Below are 22470 nucleotides of genomic sequence, written 5' to 3' on the forward strand. Positions count from 1 at the left end.
GTTAGACGTGTCCCATCGCGTTTCGATTGGCGTTGCGGATGTAGCAGAACCAGCAGACCGCCAGCATCAGGACGTACGCTCCGACGAAACCGTAGAACGCCGGGGTGTAGGAGCCGCTGGCCGTGTTGGACGCGTTCAGCACCTGCGGGATCACGAACCCGCCGTAGGCGCCGATGGCCGAGATGAGGCCGAGGGCCGAGGAAGCGAGCCGCTGGGTGGCCACCGAGTCGGCGCCGTTCCGGGCGGCCCGGCTGGAGGTGGCGAAGACGACCGGGATCATCCGGTAGGTAGCACCGTTGCCGAAGCCGCTGGCGGTGAAGAGCATCAGGAACAGGACCAGAAAAAGCCAGAAGTTCTTCAGCGGCAGGGTCCAGATCATGGTGAGGGTAATCACTGCCATGGAAGCGAATGCCGCAACGGTCATCCGGGCGCCACCCATCCGGTCAGCCATCCGGCCGCCGTAAGGACGGGCCAATGAACCGACCAGCGGGCCGAGGAACGCCAGTGACAGGGCCACGGTGCCGACTCCGATAGAGGAGAAAGCCGGGAAGTAATCCTTGATGAGCTTGGGGAAGACGCCGGCGAAACCGATGAACGAACCGAAGGTTCCGATGTACAGCAGTGCCATGACCCACAGGTGCGGTTCCTTCAGCGCGGCGACCGAACCGGCAACGTCGCCCTTGGCGCTTGTGAGGTTGTTCATGTACTTGAAGGCGCCGTAGGCGGCCAGGAGGATGAAGGGGACCCACATCCAGCCAGCCAGTGGCAGGTTGACGGTGCCTGCGGCCAGGACGGTGATAACGATGGGCACAGCGAGCTGCGCGACGGCGGCACCCATGTTGCCGCCGGCGGCGTTCAGCCCCAGCGCCCAGCCCTTTTCGCGCGCCGGGTAGAAGAAGGTGATGTTGGCCATGGAGCTGGCGAAGTTTCCACCGCCGAAGCCGGCCAGGGCGGCCACCAGGAGCATGACGCCGAACGGGGTTTCGGGGTTGGCGACGCAGAGTCCCAGGCCGATGGCGGGGATCAGGAGCAGCAGGGCGGACACGATGGTCCAGTTCCGTCCGCCGAAGCGGGGAACCATGAACGTGTAGGGGATTCGAAGCGTGGCGCCTACCAGGCTGGGCATCGAGATCAGCCAGAAGATTTCCGACGTGGTGAAGCTGAAGCCGGCTGCCGGCAGCTGGACCACCACGATGGACCAGAGCTGCCAGACCACGAAGCCGAGGAACTCGGCGAAGATGGACCAGTTCAGGTTGCGCCGGGCGATGGTGCGTCCGGTGGCTTCCCACTGCTCCTTGTTCTCGGCGTCCCAGTTGGCGATCCAGCGGCCCGGGAGGAATTCCAGGACCGGGGCGGCTGCGGTTCGGGTGGAGCGAATATCTGCGGTGCGGTCAGCAGTCACGGCGTGCCTCCTTTGAGGGGATGTTGTTCCTCCACGCTAAGGACGGCGCGTTTCGCGGACGGTCGCGCTGTGTTAACGCGCTGTGACATTTGCCTATCTGCGTCCGGACTGCCGTGTGAGGCGATTGCGGGGACCACGACGTGAGACGAAGCCCACATGTCCATATTCTGGAAGTCTTGTCCATTGACTGGACGGCGGGAACTAATATTGAACTCTAACTACTGCACGCCTGGCCGCATCACGCCAGGCCGGTTCTCATGAAAGTGTTCAAATGTCATCCAAACAAACCACCGTGGAGCCAGAATCGCCCAAGGCGGTGAATTCGCGCGGGCGCGTGATCGTGGCCAGCCTGATCGGCACCACCGTGGAGTTCTACGACTTCTACGTGTACGCGACCGCCGCCGTGCTGGTCTTCCCGGCGCTGTTCTTCCCCAACCAGAACGAGACAACCCAGCTGCTGAGCTCCTTCGCTGTGTTCGGCGTGGCGTTCGTCGCCCGCCCGCTGGGATCCATCGTCTTTGGCCACTTCGGTGACAAGTTCGGCCGCAAGGGCACGCTGGTGGCCTCGCTGCTGACCATGGGTATTGCGACGTTCCTCATCGGCTGCCTGCCCACGGCCAAGGTGGACGGCTGGGAATTCTGGGCTCCGGCCCTCCTTGTGGTCATGCGGTTCTTCCAAGGCCTGGCCCTCGGCGGCGAGTGGAGCGGCGCGGCATTGTTGGCCACCGAGAACGCCCCGGCCAACAAGCGCGCAATCTACGGCACGTTCCCGCAGCTGGGTGCACCCATCGGCTTCATTATTGCCAACGTGATCTTCCTGGTCGCCAGCTACACACTGTCGCCGCAGGCCTTCATGGACTGGGGCTGGCGTGTTCCGTTCCTGCTGAGCGCCGTCATGGTGATCATCGGGCTCTGGGTCCGCCTCAAGCTGATCGAGACGCCGGCGTTCACCAAGGTGCTCGAATCCAAAGAGGTGGCCAAGCTGCCGCTGGCGCGGGTCTTCAAGACCAGCTGGCGTCCGCTCATCCTGGGCACGTTCATCATGCTCGCCACGTACGTGCTCTTCTACCTGATGACCACGTTTACACTGACCTACGGCACCCGCGCCGCCACCCTGGATGCCGCCAAGGCCGCCGCCGAGAAGGCCGGCAAGCCGCTGACCGAGGCTGCCGCGGCTGCCTTCGTTCCCGGTTTGGGCTACTCCCGCAACGACTTCCTCTGGATGCTGATTGCCGGCGTCGTGTTCTTCGGCATCTTCACCCTGGTCTCCGGCCCGCTCGCCGAGAAGTACGGCCGCCGCAAGATGCTGCTGTCAGTGACGGCGGGCATCTTTGTCTTCGGCCTGCTGTGGGTCCCGCTGTTTAGCGGTGGTTTTGTAGGCACCATGGCCCTGCTGATCCTCGGCTTCTCCTTGATGGGGCTGACCTTCGGGCCCATGGGCGCGATCCTGCCGGAGCTGTTCCCCACCAACGTCCGGTATACCGGTTCAGCCATCAGCTACAACGTCTCGAGCATCCTTGGTGCGGCCGTGGCGCCGTTCATCGCCGTCTGGCTGTGGGAAATGGCGAAGGGCAGCCCCGTGCTCGTGGGCGTCTACCTCACCGTGATGTCGGTGCTGACGCTGTTCGCGCTGTTCGTGAGCAAGGAAACCCGCGACCTCGATTACGAGAACAACGTGGCCTGACGCTCCACCCTCGTTCGTTCCAGCCCGGTTGCTGACAGAACTGCCCGGCGTGTTCCCCGATATTACGGGGAGTGCGCCGGGCAGTTCTGCGTCCGGGGCCCAGGCAACCGGGCAGGAACGTACGACGGCGGCGCTCGCCATCGGTCCGAGGGCTCACCCTGCGTAGCGGGCCACGAAGTTCTTCAGGATGGTCATGGGCTCGGTCACGGTGAACCCGCGGGCGGCCACCATCAGCTCCTCCGCGGACTCCGGCGGAAAGTACCCGGCATGGCGGTAGATGTCGATGCGGGTGACCAGGCCCTCCACGTCCAGTTCGGGATGGAACTGGGTGGCGTACAGGTTCTCTTTGATCCGGAACATCTGGACCGGGCAGGCCTGTGAGGAGGCGAGCAGCACGGCGTGTGAAGGCAGCTTGGTGCAGGCCTCCTTGTGGCCGGTGAAGGCCGTGAACCGGGCCGGCATCCCGCGCAGGACAGGATCCGCGATGCCGGTGTCCGTCAGCTCGATCTCCACGCCGCCCAAGGGCTCGCCGAACGTCCTGTCGATCAGGGCGCCCTGATGCGTACCCAGCGTCCCCACCCCGTAGCAGGCGCCAAGGAACGGGAAGTCCTGATCCACGATCCGGTCAAGCAGCCGGGCAAGCTCCCGCTCCACGCGATGTTGGGTGGCGCTCTTGTGGGCGGAAGGATCGCTGGACGTGAAAGGGCTGCCGCCCACAATCACGCCTGAGTACGCCGCCAGGTCCAGTTCCGGGAGTGGGCCGGCCTCGAGCCGGATGCGGTGGAGCTGCTCCGGCGAAAGCCCGCCATACCTCAGGTAGGCGGCATATTCGTCCTCGGCGGCGGAATCTTCGGCCCGGGAGGCCAGGAGCAGGAAAGGCTTCACACGCTAAGTCTGCCCGCGGGTCCCTTCCAAAAGCCAGAGCACGGCCCCGCCCCGGCATGATGTCAGTGCCCGGCAGGTCCGCCCTCGGTCTGCGCCAGGGACCGACGGGACTGCGGGCGGGCGGCCGGATCGGCGTGCCGGTGGACCAGCTTCCAGTACCCTTCTTCGCGGCGGAAGACGCTGGTCACCCGGAGCGCGAACTCTTCCGTGAGTGAGGCACCCTCCAGCCGGGCCCGGAAATGTTCGGTCTCCACCAGGAACGCGGTGTCCCGTGCGGTGTAGGACGTGATGGTGTCGAACCCCAGCATCTCGCCGTCCTGGAACTGCCTGGAAGCCTGGTCCAGGCGTGCTTCCACCTGGGCCCAGCCACGGGCAATGCCGCCGAAAGGATTAGCCAGGGTGACGTCCTCGAGCCGTGAATACAGGTCCTTGACCGGGCCGGGATTACCGCGGGTGATCTCCGGAACGGCCAGGTGGTAGCGGGCTACTTCTTCTTCGAAACTGGGTGCAAGCATGGGGTGCCTCCGTCGCGTCTAATCTTCGATGGTGGCGATGACGGCGCCCGCGGCGATCGTTTCGCCGGCCGCGGCGCCAAGGCCGGTCACGGTCCCGGACCGGTGCGCGGTCAAGGGCTGTTCCATCTTCATGGCTTCGAGCACCACAATCAGGTCGCCTTCCACCACCACGTCGCCATTGGCCACGGCCACCTTGACGATGGTGCCCTGCATCGGGGAGGTCAGCGAATCGCCGGTGGCTGCTGCCGCGGCGCCGCCTGAGCGCAGGCGTTTCTTGGACTTGCCGCCCTTGGAGCCGCCGCCGGTACCCGTGCTGATGGATCCAAGGGAGGCAGGCAGCACCACTTCGAGGCGTTTGCCGCCGACCTCGACCACCACGCGCTGGCGTTCGCCGGCGTCTTCAGCGGACACACCCGTTCCGTCCGGGGACCAGGCGGGAAGGTTATTGACGAATTCCGTTTCGATCCAGCGTGTGTGCACCTTGAAGGGGCCGGCGGCGGGAGCAAAGTCGGGGTTGGTGACCACGGCCAGGTCGAAGGGGATAACGGTGGGGATGCCCTCCACCACCATCTCTTCGAGGGCACGGCGTGAGCGCTGCAGGGCCTGCTCGCGGGTGGCGCCGGTGACGATCAGCTTGGAGAGCATGGAGTCGAAGTTGCCGCTGATGATGTCGCCCTGCTCCACGCCGGAATCAACCCGGACGCCCGGACCGGTGGGGTTCTTGAGGGCGGTGATGGTTCCCGGGGCGGGCATGAAGTTCCGGCCCGGGTCCTCGCCGGTGATGCGGAACTCGATCGAGTGGCCGCGGACCTCGGGGTCGCCGTAGCCCAGTTCCTCACCGCGGGCCAGCCGGAACTGTTCACGGACCAGGTCAATGCCCGTGACCTCTTCGGAAACACAGTGCTCCACCTGGAGGCGGGTGTTGACCTCCAGGAAGGAGATGGTGCCGTCCTGGCCGACCAGGAATTCGCAGGTGCCAGCGCCGAGGTACCCGGCTTCCTTCAGGATGGCCTTGGAGGACTCGTACAGTCGGCGGTTCTGCTCTTCGGTGAGGAACGGCGCCGGGGCCTCTTCCACAAGCTTCTGGTTGCGGCGCTGCAGGGAGCAGTCGCGGGTGGAGACCACCACCACGTTGCCGTGGGCGTCCGCGAGACACTGGGTTTCGACATGGCGCGGTGCGTCAAGGAAGCGCTCGATAAAGCACTCGCCGCGCCCGAAGGCTGCGGTGGCTTCGCGGACGGCAGATTCAAACAGTTCCGGAATTTCCTCGCGGGTGCGGGCCACCTTGATGCCGCGACCGCCGCCGCCGAAGGCGGCCTTAATGGCCACCGGCAGGCCGAACTTGTCCACGAACTCAAGGATTTCCTCGGCTGACTGGACCGGGTCTGCGGTGCCGGGAACCTGGGGGGCGCCGACCTTTTCGGCGATGTGGCGGGCCTGGACTTTGTCGCCCAAGGCGGAGATGGCGTCAGGGCCGGGGCCGATCCAGGTGATGCCCGCTGCAATGACTTTGGCGGCGAACTCGGCGTTTTCAGCGAGGAAACCGTAACCCGGGTGGATGGCGTCGGCACCGGACTGGCGGGCAGCATCGATGATCTTGTCCATCATCAGGTAAGACTCGGCGGCGGTGTTGCCACCCAGGGAGTAGGCCTCGTCTGCGAGCCGGACGTGCAGCGCGTCCCGGTCGGGATCGGCGTAGACAGCCACGGAGGCAACGCCTTCATCGCGTGCCGCGCGGATGATCCGCACTGCGATTTCGCCGCGGTTGGCGATCAGCACCTTGGTGAGGTTCGACTGCACGGGACTTGCGGACTGCTGCAAAATTGCTGACAAGGCGTCTCCTTCTTTCCTTCAGGGAGCCTAGCGCGATTTTGAGGGTTCCGCCGATATTGCTTGCGGATTCCGCGCGCAAACCGGCATTGCTTTGTAGGGAACCTACAAACGTCCGAGCAATCGAGGCGATTATTGCGCGGGCCAAAGCTCCGTGATGCGCACGTTGGCCTGGCCCAGAAGGGCACGGAGCGTCGAAATGGAAAGGCCGACGACGGTGTGCGGGTCCCCGTCAACCTTCCGGATGAAGGCCCCGCCGAAGCCGTCGATGGTGAACGAACCGGCGCAGTGGAGCGGTTCCCCCGTAGCGATGTAGGCGTCGATTTCCTCCGGTGCCATGTCCGTGAAGTGGACCTCTGCGGAGGTGACCGCCCCGAGAGTGGCGCCGGATCCCGGCGCCACCGTGCCGTCGTCGGACTCTTCGCCCGCCGCTACCGCGCGGCAGTCCACCAGCCAGTGCCCGGTGTGCAGCACCCCGCTGTTGCCGCTCATCCGGAGCATCCGTTCACGGGCGACCCCGGCGGTATACGGCTTGCCGTGCGCCTCCCCGTCGAACTCGAACACCGAGTCACAGCCGATGACCAGCGTGCCCTCCGCCTCCGGCAGTGCGGCCACGGCCTCGGCCTTGGCCCGCGCCAGCAGCAGCGCGGTATCGTGCGGATCCGTAACCCCGTAGCGGGCCTGGACTGCTTCCTCGTCAACGTCGGAGACAAGCACCGAGTGCTGAATTCCGGCGTCGGCGAGGAGTTTGGTGCGGGCAGGGGACTGGGAGGCCAGGATCAATCGGGTCACGGATTCAGCCTAGTGGACCGGCTTATAGCCGCGCAGCGCAGGGACGAAAGACTCTGGCTGGGCGTTCGTAGCCGTGGTCGAATCAAAGTGCATTCCCTCGAGAATCGAGTAACCCATGACCGAACGGCTCGTGGCAGGCGTTGCCACCCTAGGTGCAGGGACTTATTTTGGCTGGGACGGCTTCACCATCCAGTCGGGAAATCTAGTTGTCATCCTGGTAATGATTGTGCTGTTTGTTCTGGCGCTTGTCCTTCCGTTTCCCGGCGGGAGGCAACGCAAATGACTGTCCGTTCCACACCCGCCCACGGTTTGCAGGCGGAGGAAAGCGACGCCCACACCTGGACTGGGAAAGCTCGCGGATGGCTGCTCGGGAAGCTTCCTCCGGACAAGCTCTTGCCGGAGGACCAGCCGAGCTTCGTGGCGTCGTGGGCGTACGTGTTCGGTATGGGGGCGGTCGCTTCGTTGCTGTGGATCATCATTTCCGGGGTTGTACTGGGACTGAACGGACCGCAGTGGTACCACGTGTCGTCCCTGGGCAGCTTCGTGAACAGTACCCATCTGTGGAGTGTGGAGCTGTTCTTTATTTTCATGGTGGTGCACCTGTGGCTCAAGTTCTGGATGGCGGCCTGGCGTGGTGGACGCGCCCTGACCTGGATCACAGGGATGCTGTCATTTATCGTTTCCATAGTGGCAGCCTTCACCGGGTACCTCCTCCAAACGAACTTCGATTCCCAGTGGATCGCATTCGAAGCCAAGGATGCGCTCAACGCAGTCGGAGCCGGCGCCTGGTTCAACGTTGCCAACTTTGGACAAATCTTCGTTTGGCACATCACGCTGTTGCCCCTGGCCGTAGGGGCCGTGGTGGTCCTGCATGTGCTGCTCGTCCGGGTCCACGGAGTGGTGCCGCCGCTGGAGGCAGCAGAGGGCGACGCCCAGTTGGCCGGCAAGCGTGGCGGCACCGCCGGGCAAGGGACGCAGTGAAATGAGCATTCAAGCGGACACGTCCTGGCGGAAGACCAACAATATTGCCAGCCGGCCCTGGGCGGGTGGCGTCCGCGAGTACGACCTGCTCAAGGAATTGACCATAGGCGTTGTGGTGGTTGGCCTGCTGGTGCTGGGCGTTTCGGCCATCTTCGGTTCGCCTGATGAACCCAGCGTCAGCTTCAAGGCATGGGCCACTGCCGCCCCCGCTGATTTCGTGGCCACCGCTTCCAAGGAACTTGGTGGGACCAGCGACACCGCAGCGTATGGGCCGCCTTACAACTCGACCCCGGACGCTTCACAGAAAATCGGTCCCGTCGACCTCCAAAGTCTTTCCGGGGTCCGCCTTCCGGTGGATACGGCCAATGACTTCGTGATTGCACCGCTGGAGACCCTGCCATCGCTGCCCGCTGCCGTAGCTGACTGGACGGGTGCAACGGATCAGCAGCGGTCGGACTGGGCAGCCGCCTACTCCAGTGCGCTCTGGGCTTCACCGGACAACGACCCTGCCAGGGTGGCCGACGGCGACTACGGACCGGTTCCGGGGTTGACCGGCGCGCTGCTGGAGATGGCCCGGCAAGGCAGCCTGGATGGGGTCCTGCAGGGCGGCGGTACCTTCTACACCCTGGACTACACCCGGAGCCTGCTGTTCCTGGGAGATGGCAGCTATTTTCAGGACCTGGCGGCCAGCCAGCACCTCACCGGCGATCAGTGGGGCGTGATGAACGAGACGGGAGATACGCCGGGCCAGTCCTGGCTGTGGCTCTTCTCGCTCCTGTACCAGGTGGAGCCCTTCAAGTCCTCGCCGAACGCCGATGCCTTGGTGGTTGTCACGATGTTCGTGCTGACCGCCTTGCTGACCCTGCTGCCGTTCATCCCTGGTTTGAGGTCGTTGCCCCGGAGGATACCGCTCCATCGGTTGGTGTGGCGGGACTACTACCGGAATCGCTGAGCCCTTCGAGTTCCTGCGTCGAGGCGTCCCTGTTGAGCTTGGCGCCCTCCACGTCGACGTCCGGCAGGATGCGGTCCAGCCACGTGGGCAGCCACCAGGTCTTTTCGCCGAGCAGGTACATGACGGCCGGCACAATGGTCATCCGGACCACGAACGCATCCAGCAGCACCCCGAATGCCATGGCGAAGCCCAGGGGCCGGACCATTGTCAGGTGGCTGAAGATGAAGCCGGCGAACACACTGACCATGATGATGGCGGCGGCGGTCACCACAGCGGCGGCATGGCTGAATCCGATCCGCACGGCCTTTTTGGCCGGTGCGCCGTGCATGTACGCCTCCCGCATGCCGGACGCGATGAACACCTGGTAGTCCATGGCCAGGCCGAACAGCACGCCGATCAGGATGATCGGCAGGAAGCTCAGCACGGCGCCTGGATTGGCGACGTCGAACACGGCTCCCAGCCAGCCCCACTGGTAGACGGCCACCACGAGGCCGAATGCGGCCGCCAGTGACAGCAGGAAGCCGCCGGTTGCCAGGAGCGGAACCACGATGGAGCGGAAAACAAGCAAGAGGAGGAGCAGGGAAAGTCCGACGACGATCGCGAGGTAGGGCGGCAGGGCGTCGCCAAGTTTCGTGGAGACGTCGATGTTGCCGGCGGTCTGGCCGGTCAGCCCAATGGTCACTCCCGTTTCGGCCTGGATCTGCGCACCGCGTTCGCGGAGCTCCCTCACCACCTGCACCGTACCGGCCTTGGCCGGACCTTCCTCCGGGATGACCTGGAAAACGGCGGTGCGGCGGTCCTGGCTCAGGGCCACCGGAACGGCGGCCACCACATTCTCGACGCCGCGGATCTGATCGGCGACGTCGTACTGCAGCTTTTGTGCCTGGGTCGCGTCCAGGTTGGCCGGGAACTCGCCCACCACCACGATGGGGCCGGTGACGCCTTCGCCGAAGCTGCGGGCCGTGACGTCGTAGGCCTGGTAGGCCTCGGAGTCCACCGGCTCGGAGCCGCCGTCCGGCAGGGCGAGCTGAAGCTGCGCGGCCGGCAGGGCCAGAGTGCCGAGCAGGAGCACGCCGGCAACGAGTGCCACGATGGGGTGCCTCGTGACCAGTCCGCCCCAGCCGCGGGTGCTTTTGGCCTCGTCCTTCGCCTGGTCGGCAGCCTCATGGCCGGCTTCCGCGTTGTGGGCTTCTGCTTTGGCCCATGCCCGCCGCGAAATGATGCGCCGCCCGATCAGGGACAGCATGGCCGGCGTGAGGGAGAGGGCCACGAGGACGGCTACTGCTACGGTGCCGGCTGCTGCCAGGCCCATCACGCTCAGGAACGGCAGGCCCGGGACTACCAGGGCGGCCAGGGCGATGATGACGGTCAGGCCGGCGAAAAGCACGGCGTTGCCGGACGTTCCCGTGGCGCGGGACACGGACTCCTCCGGATCCATGCCCGTGAGCAGTTGGGTCCGGTGCCGGTTGACGATAAAGAGGGAGTAGTCGATGCCCACGGCCAGGCCAAGCATCAGTGCCAGCATGGGGGAGATCGAGCTCATGTCGAACGCACCGGACAGGGCAAAGGTGATGCCTACGCCCACGCCTACGCCGATCAGGGCCATCAGCAGCGGCAGTCCGGCCGCGACCAGGGTGCCGAGCATCAGGATCAGGACCAGGGCGGCGACGGCGATGCCGATGATTTCTGCGGTGCCGAAGAGCTCGGAGATGTCCTCGGTGATTTCCTTGCTGGCCAGAGCCGTGACGCCGGCGGCCGACGTTTCATGCGCGATGTCCTGGACCTGCTGCCGCACAGCAGGCGTGAGGCCGTTGATCGAGGTGGTGAACTGAACCTGGGCCACCGCGGCCTGGCCGTCCTCCGAGACAAAGCGGATCCCGCGTGAGGCCTGTGCCTGGCGCTTGCCGAGTTCCAGTTTTGCCTTGGCGGCTTCGAGTTCCTGCGTGCCCGCGGCAAGCTGTTGCTGCCCTTGGGTCAGCGCAGCCTTCTGCTGTCCCAGCTGGGCTTCGACGACGACGGCGGGCGCTCCGGCGGCCTTCAGCTGCTGCTCTGCGGCACCCAGCCGGGCTGCGCCGGCGTCTAGCTGGGCGCGTGAGGCGTCCAGCTTGGCCTGGCCGGCGGCAAGCTGCTGCCCGCCGTCGGTGATGGCCTGTCCGGCCTGGTCCAGCTGCGCCTGGGTCGCGAAGGGATCAGTGGTGGCCTTAACGTCGGGGAGATCCCCCAGTTTGGTGAGTGCAGCTGTGACGGCAGCCCTGCCGGCGTCGGTGAAGCCGCCGGCGGGGGCTTCGAAAACGATGGTCGCGGAACCACCGGAGGCAGCCGGCAGTTCCTGCTTCAGTTTGTCCGCGATGCGCTGGGTCTCGGTGCCCGGAATCTGGAAGTTGTTGGAGAGGGTGCCGTGGAAGGCGGCAGCGGAGCCGCCGACGGCCACCAGCACTGCCAGCCAGAGTGAGATGACCAGCCAGCGGTGGCGGTAGGAGAACTTGCCGAGGCGGTAGAGCAGCAGGGCCATGTCAGAGCCGTTCTTTGGGGAAGGGGGTGGGTTCAGCGGGGGGTGGAACGGGACTGCCGAAGCCTGAGCCGAGGTGTCCGATGGCATCGATCAGCAGTTGGCGCAGGACGGCGAGCGAGGCGGGGGAGAGATCGGCCCCGCAGCGGGCGAACCAGACGTCCATGGCCGCCTTGCCGCAGGAGATGACGGATCCGGCGAGGGCTCGCAGGTAGAGCTCATCCACGGGGGCGCCGGGGGTTGCCGCGAAGCGTTCCCGGGCCGCGTTGATGATTTGTTCGGTGCAGTGGTCCCAGGCTTCGAGTTCGGAGCGGGAAAGGAGCGCGTTTTCCTGTGTCAGGGTAAAGAGCTCAGCCAGCGGAGCCACCGTCATGGGGTCAGCCAACTGCATGAGGGCCGCGCGCGCCGATTCGAGGATGGGTTCGTCGGCGGGGCGCTGCCTGAATTGCTGCAGGGCGCTGTCCAGGAATCCGTTCGTCACCGCGGCAAGCGCAGCCTCGATGCTGCCGAAGTAGTTGAAGAAGGTCCGCCTGGAGATGCCGGCCAACTCGGCGATATCCTCCACCGTGAAGTTCCCCGGTCCGTTGCCACGCAGCAGGGTCAAGGCAGCATCGGTGATTGCTTGGCGCGTGGCGGCCTTGTTGAGCTCACGCCGCGAGAGGGTTTCCGTCACGAAGTTACACTACGTGCAACTTTGCACGCCGCGCAAATTGATTCACAGCAAGATGAAAGGTTCCCGACAGCTGGCACAGATCCTGCCGCCCAAGACTTGAAGAGTCCCGACAGGGAGAAGATGACAAGCCGTCAGGGACGGCAGATTCAGGAGACACGAATGGCACGCACTAGGAGAATTACGCTCGGCCTGACGGCCACGGCGCTCGCCCTTGGAGCAGGAATCGGGGTTGCCGGGATGGCCTCTGCAACCACGACGCCGGCCCCCACCCCCGGCGCCAGCTCAAGCACTTCCACGGTCGGCAGCACCAGCACCGCACCCACCGAGGGCAAGGGCAGCCGGGGTGGACACGGTGGCCATGGCGGCTTCGGCTTCGGCGGCGAGGACGCGACGGAACTGGCCACGAAACTCGGCGTCGACCAGACCAAGCTGACGGATGCACTGAAGGCCTTCCGCGAAGCCAACAAGCCCGCAACCCCGCCGGCTGACGGAACTAGGCCGGACCCTGCAAGCATGCAGGCCGAGCTGGCCAAGTCGCTCGCGGCATCGCTGGGCATCGATGAGGCGAAGGTGACAGCTGCGCTGGAGGAGCTGCGCACCGCTGAACAGTCAGAACATGCAGCGGAGCTGAAGACCCGGCTGGACAAGGCCGTTACTGACGGCAAGCTGACCCAGGCCGAGGCGGACGCTGTCACCAAGGCGGTGCAGAACGGGGTAATCGGCCGCGGCGGACGCTGACCAAAAAACACCCCGCCCCCAAGGAGTTTTTGTCCAGATAATCCCTCTTTTCGCCTTATTAGGGCGCATTATCTGGACAAAAACTCGAGGGGCGGGGTGTTCCGGTGGTGTCTGCGGGGGTGTTAGGCCTTGGCCTCAGCCAATTCCTTGCCGGCGTCGGCCGAGTTAGTAGCCCGGGCGTCGGCCGAAGAATCCACTTCGTCGGAACCGGCGTCGTCCGCGAACGGGTTGCCGTTGCGGGGCGCGTTGTACAGGGTCTCGTCCAGGATGCCCTGGCGCTTGGACACGATGGCAGGAACGAGCGCCTGGCCCGCGACGTTGAGCGCGGTGCGGCCCATGTCGAGGATCGGGTCAACGGCGAGCAGGAGGCCGACGCCGGCCAGGGGCAGTCCCAGCGTGGAGAGCGTCAGCGTGAGCATCACCACGGCGCCGGTGGTTCCGGCCGTCGCGGCGGAACCGAGGACCGAAACCAGCGCGATGAGCACGTACTGGGTGAAGTCGAGCTGGATGCCGAAGAACTGGGCCACGAAGATGGCTGAGATGGCCGGGTAGATGGCTGCGCAGCCGTCCATCTTGGTGGTGGCGCCCAGGGGCACGGCGAAGGAGGCATACGCGCGGGGAACGCCCAGGTTGCGCTCAGTGACCCGCTGGGTCAGCGGCAGGGTGCCGATTGACGAGCGGGATACGAAGGCCAGCTGCACTGCCGGCCAGACGCCGGAGAAGTACTGCTTGACGGAGAGCCCGTGCGTACGGACCAGGACGGGGTACACAACAAACATCACCAGGGCCAGGCCAACATAGATGGCGAAGGTGAACTTGCCAAGCGCGCCGATGGTGTCCCAGCCGTAGACGGCCACGGCGTTGCCGATCAGGCCGACGGTGCCGATGGGCGCGATCCGGATGATCCACCACAGGACCTTCTGGATGACGGCCAAAGCGGATGCGTTGAGGTTCAGGAAGGGCTCGGCGGCCTTGCCAACCTTGAGGGCTGCGACGCCCACGGCGATGGCGATGACCAGGATCTGGAGGACGTTGAAGCTGACGGAGGTGCTGACGGTCGTGGCGGCGTTGGCGCTCTCGGTCACTGTGGAGCTGGCGCCCAGGCCGAGGAAGTTCTTGGGGAACAGGCCGATCAGGAACGACCACCAGTCGCCGGTTTTGCCGGCGTACTTGGCTTCCTGGGTGATGCCGGTGTTCGCGCCGGGCTGCAGGAGCACTCCAAGCCCGATGCCGATCAGGACCGCGATCAGGGACGTGATGGCGAACCACAGCAGGGTGTTCCACGCCAGCTTGGCGGCGTTGGAGACTTGACGGAGGTTCGAGATGGAGCTGACGACGGCCGTGAAAATCAACGGTACGACGGCGGTCTGCAGCAGCGAGATGTAGCTGGAACCGATGGTCTGCAGCGTGGAGCCGAGGCCGTTGGGAGCGTCCTTGGTGCTGCCCGTGTACTTGGCCAGCAGGCCGAGGCCCAGGCCCACAATCAGGGCGGCGATGATCTGGAAACCGAACGAGCCAGCCCACTTGGGGAGCTGGAAGCCGGACTTTCCTGCGGATTCGGGGGTGCGGGTTTGAGTGCTCACCAGAACACGCTAGGACCCAGGCCTTTATCACGGCGAACAGATGTTGAGAAATGTTACGCCGCCACATTTACCTTCAAGCTCACAAAACCGCGCAAAACAGGCGAAATGCAAGGCAATTGTGAAGTTATTCCCGGCGGCGCTGTGCCAAAGGTCACCCGAAAGGCCTGGAGGGGACGCATGAGGCAGCGTGCGTCAAAGCGACGAAGGAGCAGCACGCAGAGGATGTGGCCCCTCCAGGCCGCGCCCCGAGCCGAATCAGGAAAGCAGGGCCCGCCTGAGGGTATCGAGCCCCACCGAGCCGATGTTCAGGGCCTTGGTGTGGAAGGCCTTGAGGTCGAAGCCGGGCCTGACCTCGAGGTCGGCCCGGATCTGTTCCCAGAGGCGCTGGCCCACCTTGTAGGACGGGGCCTGGCCGGGCCAGCCGAGGTAGCGGGTGAATTCGAAGTTGAGCTGGCCTTCGCTGATGGCCAGGTTCTCCTTGAGGAAGTCGTAGCCTTTGTCGGGCGTCCAGGTGCCGGTGCCCCAGCGTTCGGGGACGTCGAGTTCGAGGTGGACACCGATATCGAACACGACGCGTGCCGCCCGCATCCGCTGCATGTCCAGCATGCCCATGTGGTCGCCGGGATCGGACAGGTAGCCGAGTTCCTGCATCAGTTTTTCGGCGTAGAGCGCCCAGCCTTCGCCGTGGCCGGAGGTCCAGCAGACGTTGCGCCGCCACTTGTTGAGCAGCTCACGCCGGTAGGTGGCGGTGGCCACCTGGAGGTGGTGGCCGGGGACGCCCTCGTGGAAGACAGTGGTGGTTTCGGCCCAGGTGGTGAAGGTGTCCTCGCCGGCGGGGACGGACCACCACATCCTGCCGGGGCGGCTGAAGTCGTCAGAGGGGCCGGTGTAATAGATGCCGCCGTCATCGGTGGGGGCGATCAGGCATTCCAGCTTTTTCATGACGTCGGGGATCTCGAAGTGCACCCCGGCCAGGTCGGCAACAGCTTTATCGGAGAGTTCCTGCATCCACGCAGTGAGGGCGTCCGTGCCCTTGAGCTGGCGGGCGGGGTCGTTGTTGAGGACGTCCTTCGCCTCGGCGATGGTGGCCCCCGGCTTGATGGTGGCGGCGACCTTTTCCTGCTCCGCGATGAGCCGGTCGAGTTCCTGGACTCCCCATGCGTAGGTCTCCTCGAGGTCGACGGCGGCGCCCAGGAAGGAGCGTGAGGCCAGCGCGTAGCGGTCGCGGCCGACGGCGTCCTTCTCCGGGGCAGCGGGCAGCAGTTCGGCGCGGAGGAAGTCCGCGAGCTGCCGGTAGGCGCCGCGGGCAGCGTCAGCACCGGCGTCGAGCTCTTCCTGCACCGACGCCTCAAGCGGGCCCTCAGCTGTTCGCGCCGCGGCGGCGAGCTTCGCGAAGAAGCCGTCATTGGCGGCGTGTTTGGTGGCCTGGTCGATGACATGGGAGACCTGGCGGGCGGCCGACACCTTCCCCGCTTCCTTGGCGTGGCGCAGGGAGTCGATGTAGCCCGCGATGGCGCCCGGAACATTGAGAGCGCGGCCGGCGATGTGCCTCCACTGCGCGGCCGTGTCGGTGGGCATCAGGTCGAAAATGGACCGGATGTCCTGCGCGGGCGACGCAATATTATTCAGGTTCGCTTCGTCCCAGCCGGTCTCGTGGATTTCGAGCTGCAGGCCCAGACGCTCCCGCATGGCGTCCAGCGTGACGGCGTCCACGTCATCCCCGGGTACCAGGCCGTCCAAAGCAGACAGGGCCTTCCGTGCCTCCGCCGCGAATTCGGCGATGCCGGCAGGGGAGAAGTCGGGGTATTCGGTCTCGTGGCCTGGCAGCCCGAGCTCGGTGGCAAAGGACGGATTTAACCGGATGAGCGTGTCGGTGTAGGCATCCGCCACGGCATCAATGGCGGAATGCGGACGGACGGCAGGCGGGGCTTCGGTAGTCACCCCACGAGCTTATCCCCGGCTTCGCCTCCACGCGCCGGGACCCGGCGTGGGCGCGAGGCGCAGCTGCTGCCGGCGCACCCAGTGCCGGAGGGTGGGCTTGTTCGCCTCTGCGGGGTCCGCAGCGCCCAGGGAAAGTACGACGGCGGTCAGGGCCGCGAGCTCCTCGGCCGACGGTTCGCCCTTGACAACGGAAAACAGTGGTTGCGTCGGTTCGCCCTGTGCCTCGCCAGGTTCCTTGGCCGCGGTCACAGCGGGATGTTCCCGTGCTTTTTGGCGGGCAGGCTGGCCCGCTTGTCGCGAAGGGCGCGCAGCCCCCTGATGATTTGGATCCTGGTCTCGGAGGGGGCGATGACCGCGTCCACGTAGCCGAGCTCCGCAGCCTGGTAAGGGTTCAGCAGCTCTTCCTCGTACTGGCGGATGACCTCGGCCCGGCGGGCCTCAACATCCCCGCCGCTCTCGGCAACGGCAACCAGGTCGCGGCGGTAGAGAATGTTGACCGCACCCTGCGCGCCCATCACACCAATCTGGGCCGTGGGCCAGGCGAGGTTAAGGTCCGCGCCGAGCTTCTTGGAGCCCATCACGATGTACGCCCCGCCGTAGGCCTTGCGCGTGATGACGGTCAGCTTGGGGACGGTGGCTTCGGCATAGGCGTAAAGCAGTTTGGCCCCGCGCCGGATGATGCCCTGGAACTCCTGGTCCTTGCCGGGCAGGAAGCCCGGAACGTCCACCAGGGTGATGATGGGGATGTTGAACGCGTCGCAGTTCCGGACGAAGCGGGCAGCCTTCTCGGAGGCGGCGATGTCCAGCGTGCCGGCGAACTGCAGCGGCTGGTTGGCAACGATCCCCACCGTGTGCCCTTCAACCCGGCCGTAGCCGATGATCACGTTGGGGGCATACAGGGACTGCATCTCCAGGAAATGCGCGTCGTCCAGGATCTGCTCGATGACGGTGCGCATGTCATAAGGCTGGTTCGCGGAGTCCGGCACGAGGGCATCCAGGGCGAGGTCGTCGTCGTCGGGCTCCAATTCCTGCTGGTGATCCAGCACCGGCGCCTCGGCAAGGTTGTTGGAGGGCAGGAAGTCCAGCAGTTCGCGGACGAACCCGATCGCGTCAGCCTCATCGGCGGCAAGGTAGGTGGAGGTGCCGGTGGTGGCATTGTGCTGCCGTGCGCCGCCGAGCGTTTCCATGTCCACGTCCTCGCCGGTGACGGTCTTGATGACGTCCGGGCCGGTGATGAACATGTGGGAGGTCTTGTCCACCATGACCACGTAGTCCGTGAGGGCCGGGGAGTACGCGGCGCCGCCGGCGGAGGGTCCCATGATGAGGGAGATCTGGGGGACCACGCCGGATGCGTGGACGTTGTTGCGGAAGATATCCGCGAACATGGCCAGGGAGGCCACGCCTTCCTGGATCCGGGCGCCGCCGCCGTCCAGGATGCCCACGACCGGGCAGCCGTTGCGCAGGGCGAACTCCTGGACCTTGACGATCTTTTCGCCGTTGACCTGGCTGAGGGACCCCCCATAGACGGAAAAGTCCTGGCTGTAGACAGCAACCGGACGCCCGTCCACCGTGCCGTAGCCGGACACCAGGCCATCTCCGAGGGGCTTCTTCTTCTCCATCCCGAAGGCGGTGGAGCGGTGCACTGCCAGCGCGTCAAGCTCCACAAAAGAGCCCTCGTCGAGGAGCAGGTCAATGCGCTCGCGGGCGGTGTTCTTGCCGCGGGCGTGCTGCTTTTCGATGGCTTCGGGGCCCGAGGGCTGCTCTGCACGGGCCTGCCGGTCGCGGAAGTCTGCGATTTTTCCCGCTGTCGTGGTCAGGTCGTGGCTCATGAAGTGTCTCCGGCTCTGTAGCAGATTGGTGCTGTAACAAATTGGTGCTGCGTCTCGGTGCTGGCTGGCAGGTCGAATGGCGGAATTTAAGTAGCTTCCGCACAAAGGACGAACCCTGCTGGCAAGTCTAATGACGCTTTTGCGGAGGACGGCTGTAGAAACCCTACAATTTTCGGGCACATCCGCCCACCAAGCATTATGTTACTGGCCAGTAACATAATTGGACTACAGTGAAGGCCATGACTTCCAGCAACGACGCCAGGTCCACCGCCGCCACGCCATACCAGCCCACTGGTTCCCTTCAAGGCCGCACCATCCTGATGTCCGGCGGCAGCCGCGGCATCGGCCTTGCCATCGCCGACCGTGCTGCCCGGGACGGTGCCAACATTGTGCTGCTGGCCAAGACCGGCGAGCCCCATGCCACACTCGCGGGCACAGTCCACAGCGCAGCCCGGCAGATTGAGGCGGCCGGCGGCCAGGCGCTTGCCATCGTGGGCGACGTGCGCCGCGATGAGGATGTGGCAGGCGCCGTGGCGGCCGCCGTCGAGCGCTTCGGCGGGATCGATGTTGTCCTGAACAATGCCTCTGCAATCGATCTGTCCACAACGGACAACGTGGATATGAAGCGCTACGACCTGATGCAGGACATCAACGTCCGCGGGACGTTCCTGCTGTCCAAGCTGGCGCTGCCGGCACTGCGCAAATCGGACAACGCCCACATCCTCACCCTCTCGCCGCCCCTGAACCTGGACCCGAAATGGGCCGGCCGGCACCTCGCCTACACCATGGCCAAATACGGCATGAGCCTGACGACCCTCGGTCTGGCCGAAGAACTCAAAGCAGACGGGATCAGGGTCAACTCCCTCTGGCCGTGCACGCTGATCGACACCGCGGCGATCCGGAATATGCCCGGCGGCGAGGATATCGTGCAGGCGGCGCGCGGGCCGCAGATCATGGCGGACGCGGCACATGCCATCCTGACCGGCAGCAATCTTGCGGGCAGTCCGCTGGCCGGCAGTTCGCAGGCCGCTGGGAGTGGTCCAGGCGGCGCTCCCAGCGGAAACTTCTACACGGATGAGCAGGTGCTGGCGGCAGCGGGCGTCACCGACTTCCGGCCATACAGCCTCGGAGCAGCCGAGGAGCAGCTCGTACCGGACATCTTCCTCTAAGCACGTTCCTGCCCTGCGCTTGGGGTCATGTGCTTGCCGGAACATCCGCCGGGGGCCGCGTGAGTCGATAGGATTCAATCATGGCTGACTCACAAACCCCGGGACGTCCATTGAACCGCGGGGCCCTGGCGGACCCGGAATTCCTGGCCGCCACCGGCATCGCGAAAATGGTTGTGGTGGAATCCACCGGATCCACCAACGCCGACCTCCTGCGGGCAGTGACTGTCGAGCCGAAAGACTGGCCTGACATGTCAGTGTTGACTGCCGAGCACCAAACCGCAGCCAGAGGCAGGCTTGACCGGAGTTGGGAAGCCCCGCCACTGAGTTCGGTGTCTGTGTCCATCGTCCTGCGCCCCATGAACGCCGATGGCAGGCCGCTGCCCACGCATACGTATTCATGGCTGTCACTGCTGGCTGCGCTGGCCCTGCGCGAGACGCTGCTGGAGACGGCCCGCATCCCTGCTGAACTTAAATGGCCGAATGATGTTCTGGTCCGCGGCCGCAAGATCGCCGGGATCCTGGCCCAGATGGGTCCCATGGGCGACGGGTCAGTGCCGGCGGTGGTCCTCGGGACAGGCCTCAATGTCACGTTGACGGCGGCGGAACTGCCGGTACCCACGGCCACCTCCGTGGCGCTCGAGCAGCCGCTGACCGATGACCGGACCCAACTGCTCAAAAGCTACCTGGCATCCTTCGCCAGGCTCTATCGCAGTTTCTGCAATGCCGACGGCGACCCCACCGCCGGGCTGGCTGGCGGACCTTCCCTCCACAAACGGGTGGAGTCCGTGATGGTGACCCTGGGCAGGCAGGTGCGGGCGCAACTGCCGGGAGACCACGAGATCATCGGCCATGCAACCAGGCTGGATGAGTACGGGTCCCTCCTTGTGGTGGATCAGGACGCCCGGGAACACGTGGTGACCGCCGGGGATGTGGTCCACCTGCGCCCTTGGACCCCGCCCGGAGACACCGAAGGCGGTTATGCGTAAAGGCCTCGTGCCGGGCGAGCAGGTCATTACCATCACGCGTCCCCAGCCGAGGAAACTGGCTGGGCCGGCAGCAGCTTTCATCGCCGCGCCTGCCGCTGCTGCCTTCGCCAGTGCCTGGACCCTGCGGGGCGAGGTTACCCGGCTGGTGCCGGCCGTCTCCACGGACTGGTCACCATGGATCGTCCTGGCATGCGTCCTTGCCGCCGCGTGGATATGGTTGGTGTACTGCCTGCCTCGGCTCCTGCGCTGGCAGGGAACCCGGTACATACTCACCAGCCGGAGGATTGTTGCCCGTTATGGCATGGTGCGCCGCCGGGACGAACAGGTCAATCTCGCCTCGGTACGCAACGTGACGGTCCACCAGTCGGTGCTGCAGCGCATATTGCACTCCGGGAATATATCCTTGGAAACCGGGTACCAAAGCGTGGTGTCCATCCAGGACGTTCCGGAAGCCGCACGGTTTCGGGATTTCGTGCTGGATGCGGTTGCGGAGTTACCCGCGGGCAGGGATCCGGAGACGGACGAACTGCCCGAGTATGCAGACGACGGATTGCCGTGGGAGTTGAGAGAAGGTGGACACGATGAACGATGAGGACGAACAGGACCTGCAGGACCTGCCCGCCCGCGCAGTCGAAAGTGCCCACCCGCCAACAGGCACTATGTCTGCTGAACGGCTGGCCGCCAAAGCGCTCGAGGCCAAGCTGCTGGGCGGCGAACGGAAGCTGCGGCGCCGTGAAGTGGCTGCCGGGGCAGGGCTGTCGCTCCTGTCTGCGCGGAAGCTCTGGCGCGCCCTTGGGTTCCCGAACTTCGGTGACGACGACGTCGCGTTTACCGAACGGGACCAGGCTGCGCTATCCACGGTGGTGGACCTGGTCCGGGCCGGGGTCCTGACTGAGGAAGCCGCGATCTCGGTGACCCGGGCCATCGGTCAGATGACTGACCGGATGGTCGTCTGGCAGATCGAGGCCCTGGTCGAGGACATGGTCCACGAGCAGGGTGTCACGGACGCCGTGGCCCGCAAACGCCTGGTCAACGAACTGCCGGCGCTGCTCGATGCGCTAGAGCACATGCTGGTCTACTCGTGGCGGCGGCAGCTCAACGCCGGCGTGCAGCGGCTGGCCGTTCGCGCCGAAGCCGGCCTGCAGGCCAGCGAAGAGGGCCGCGAAGGCGACGAAGACGATGCACCCCTTCCGCTGGCGCGCGCCGTCGGCTTCGCTGACCTCGTTTCGTACACCAGCCTCTCCCGCCGGATGAATGAGAAGACCCTCGCCCGCCTGGTCCAGCGCTTCGAGAACAAATGCGCCGAGATCATCTCCGTGGGCGGTGGCCGGCTCGTCAAGACCGTGGGCGACGAAGTCCTCTACATCGCCGAAACTCCTGCTGCCGGCGCCGAAATCTCACTGGCCCTGTCCCGGGCCTTCACCGAGGATGAGATCCTCCCCGAAGCAAGGGTGGCGATGGTCTGGGGCCGGATCCTCTCCCGGCTGGGTGACATCTACGGGCCCACGGTCAACCTCGCCGCCCGGCTCACCACCCTTGCCGATCCGGGGACGGTCCTGATCGACTCCATGACGGCTTCGGCACTCGAACATGACGAACGCTTTGTCCTGATTCCGCAGCCGGCCGAAAACGTGCGCGGCTTCGGTGAAATCCACCCCGTGCTGCTGGCGCGCGGTGAAGGCAGGGGCCTGGTCGTAGACTAGGCTTTCTCGCCCGCTGGCCCGTTGTGGAGGTTGGCCTCCGGATTCATCCAGTTGTTTGGCGAATCGCGCTATAGTCATTCTTGGCGCTGGCTACCTGCGGGTCCAATGGTGGCTATCACAGTCAATTTTGCTGCCGGACGGCAGTAGTGATTTCGGGGGATTAGAAGAGCTGTGACAAGTCTGCTGGGGAAGCTTGGGCTTAGGGGACGCCGCAACAGGGTGGTCAGCGGGTCGGCTTTTGTTGCCGTCGGTGCGGTGTTGGTTGCCGGTGCGATCATTTATCCGGGGTTTAAGACCA

General features: G+C 65.3%; 20 protein-coding genes. 9 read left to right on the plus strand and 11 right to left on the minus strand.

Annotated elements, in window-relative coordinates; translation table 11 throughout:
- Position 1 precedes the first annotated feature (1 nt).
- Positions 2–1402 (minus strand): MFS transporter, encoded by a 1401-nt coding sequence (locus AB4Y73_RS10655; protein WP_441871397.1) that lies wholly within the window; start codon positions 1400–1402, stop codon positions 2–4.
- Positions 1403–1673: 271 nt separating this feature from the next.
- Here AB4Y73_RS10655 and AB4Y73_RS10660 point away from each other — a divergent pair, with 271 nt between their 5' ends.
- Positions 1674–3086, plus strand: coding sequence for an MFS transporter (locus AB4Y73_RS10660; protein ID WP_441871398.1), 1413 nt, complete (start codon positions 1674–1676; stop codon positions 3084–3086).
- Between the two features lie 153 nt (positions 3087–3239).
- On the opposite strand, the gene AB4Y73_RS10665 is transcribed toward AB4Y73_RS10660, so the two are convergent.
- The 4 genes from AB4Y73_RS10665 to AB4Y73_RS10680 form a co-directional block, all read right to left on the minus strand.
- Entirely contained in the window at positions 3240–3971 is a 732-nt protein-coding gene (locus tag AB4Y73_RS10665) for a glutamine amidotransferase (RefSeq protein WP_441871399.1), read from the minus strand.
- A gap of 62 nt (positions 3972–4033) precedes the next feature.
- Positions 4034–4486: a YybH family protein gene (locus tag AB4Y73_RS10670; protein WP_441871400.1), complete on the minus strand. Its 453-nt coding sequence runs from the start codon at positions 4484–4486 to the stop codon at positions 4034–4036.
- An 18-nt stretch (positions 4487–4504) separates the two neighbouring features.
- On the minus strand, positions 4505–6307 hold the full coding sequence (locus tag AB4Y73_RS10675; protein WP_441871424.1) for an acetyl/propionyl/methylcrotonyl-CoA carboxylase subunit alpha: 1803 nt from the start codon (positions 6305–6307) through the stop codon (positions 4505–4507).
- Positions 6308–6448: 141 nt separating this feature from the next.
- A complete protein-coding gene (locus tag AB4Y73_RS10680; protein ID WP_441871401.1) occupies positions 6449–7108 on the minus strand; it encodes a Maf family protein in 660 nt (219 codons plus the stop codon).
- A gap of 115 nt (positions 7109–7223) precedes the next feature.
- Between AB4Y73_RS10680 and AB4Y73_RS10685 the strand changes: the two genes are divergently transcribed.
- Genes AB4Y73_RS10685 through AB4Y73_RS10695 form a run of 3 tightly spaced genes read left to right on the plus strand, consistent with a single transcriptional unit; the run spans position 7224 to position 9041 of the window.
- Positions 7224–7391, plus strand: coding sequence for a hypothetical protein (locus AB4Y73_RS10685; RefSeq protein WP_441871402.1), 168 nt, complete (start codon positions 7224–7226; stop codon positions 7389–7391).
- A complete protein-coding gene (locus AB4Y73_RS10690) occupies positions 7388–8089 on the plus strand; it encodes a cytochrome b N-terminal domain-containing protein (protein ID WP_441871403.1) in 702 nt (233 codons plus the stop codon). Before AB4Y73_RS10685 ends, AB4Y73_RS10690 begins: the two co-directional genes overlap by 4 nt.
- Position 8090: 1 nt before the next feature.
- Positions 8091–9041 (plus strand): hypothetical protein, encoded by a 951-nt coding sequence (locus tag AB4Y73_RS10695; protein WP_441871404.1) that lies wholly within the window; start codon positions 8091–8093, stop codon positions 9039–9041.
- Here AB4Y73_RS10695 and AB4Y73_RS10700 read toward each other — a convergent pair.
- Complete coding sequence (locus AB4Y73_RS10700) at positions 8962–11553, minus strand: MMPL family transporter (RefSeq protein WP_441871405.1); 2592 nt, start codon at positions 11551–11553, stop codon at positions 8962–8964. The genes AB4Y73_RS10695 and AB4Y73_RS10700 overlap by 80 nt on opposite strands.
- 1 nt (position 11554) lies before the next feature.
- On the minus strand, positions 11555–12223 hold the full coding sequence (locus tag AB4Y73_RS10705) for a TetR/AcrR family transcriptional regulator (RefSeq protein WP_441871406.1): 669 nt from the start codon (positions 12221–12223) through the stop codon (positions 11555–11557).
- 159 nt (positions 12224–12382) lie between these two features.
- Between AB4Y73_RS10705 and AB4Y73_RS10710 the strand changes: the two genes are divergently transcribed.
- On the plus strand, positions 12383–12961 hold the full coding sequence (locus AB4Y73_RS10710) for a hypothetical protein (RefSeq protein ID WP_441871407.1): 579 nt from the start codon (positions 12383–12385) through the stop codon (positions 12959–12961).
- 122 nt (positions 12962–13083) lie between these two features.
- On the opposite strand, the gene AB4Y73_RS10715 is transcribed toward AB4Y73_RS10710, so the two are convergent.
- The 4 genes from AB4Y73_RS10715 to AB4Y73_RS10730 all read right to left on the minus strand — a co-directional run bounded on the left by AB4Y73_RS10715 (position 13084) and on the right by AB4Y73_RS10730 (position 18314).
- The gene (locus AB4Y73_RS10715; RefSeq protein ID WP_441871408.1) at positions 13084–14544 is read right to left on the minus strand and encodes a dicarboxylate/amino acid:cation symporter; all 1461 of its coding nucleotides are present in this window, start codon (positions 14542–14544) and stop codon (positions 13084–13086) included.
- 255 nt (positions 14545–14799) lie between these two features.
- Positions 14800–16485, minus strand: a complete 1686-nt coding sequence (locus AB4Y73_RS10720) for a DUF885 domain-containing protein (RefSeq protein ID WP_441871409.1) — start codon at positions 16483–16485, stop codon at positions 14800–14802.
- Positions 16486–16494: 9 nt separating this feature from the next.
- The gene (locus tag AB4Y73_RS10725) at positions 16495–16734 is read right to left on the minus strand and encodes an acyl-CoA carboxylase subunit epsilon (RefSeq protein ID WP_441871410.1); all 240 of its coding nucleotides are present in this window, start codon (positions 16732–16734) and stop codon (positions 16495–16497) included.
- On the minus strand, positions 16731–18314 hold the full coding sequence (locus tag AB4Y73_RS10730) for an acyl-CoA carboxylase subunit beta (RefSeq protein WP_441871411.1): 1584 nt from the start codon (positions 18312–18314) through the stop codon (positions 16731–16733). Before AB4Y73_RS10730 ends, AB4Y73_RS10725 begins: the two co-directional genes overlap by 4 nt.
- Positions 18315–18553: 239 nt before the next feature.
- On the opposite strand from AB4Y73_RS10730, the gene AB4Y73_RS10735 reads away from it, so the two are divergent.
- From AB4Y73_RS10735 to AB4Y73_RS10750, 4 genes are all read left to right on the plus strand, one after another.
- A complete protein-coding gene (locus tag AB4Y73_RS10735) occupies positions 18554–19483 on the plus strand; it encodes an SDR family oxidoreductase (RefSeq protein WP_441871412.1) in 930 nt (309 codons plus the stop codon).
- An 80-nt stretch (positions 19484–19563) separates the two neighbouring features.
- Positions 19564–20469 (plus strand): biotin--[acetyl-CoA-carboxylase] ligase, encoded by a 906-nt coding sequence (locus AB4Y73_RS10740; protein ID WP_441871413.1) that lies wholly within the window; start codon positions 19564–19566, stop codon positions 20467–20469.
- Positions 20462–21061, plus strand: coding sequence for a PH domain-containing protein (locus AB4Y73_RS10745; protein ID WP_441871414.1), 600 nt, complete (start codon positions 20462–20464; stop codon positions 21059–21061). The genes AB4Y73_RS10740 and AB4Y73_RS10745 overlap by 8 nt, the downstream gene beginning before the upstream one ends.
- The gene (locus AB4Y73_RS10750) at positions 21051–22172 is read left to right on the plus strand and encodes an adenylate/guanylate cyclase domain-containing protein (protein ID WP_441871415.1); all 1122 of its coding nucleotides are present in this window, start codon (positions 21051–21053) and stop codon (positions 22170–22172) included. Before AB4Y73_RS10745 ends, AB4Y73_RS10750 begins: the two co-directional genes overlap by 11 nt.
- The last annotated feature ends 298 nt before the right edge of the window (positions 22173–22470 follow it).

The organism is Pseudarthrobacter sp. TAF60_1 (genome assembly GCF_052113505.1).
Taxonomy (GTDB): domain Bacteria; phylum Actinomycetota; class Actinomycetes; order Actinomycetales; family Micrococcaceae; genus Arthrobacter.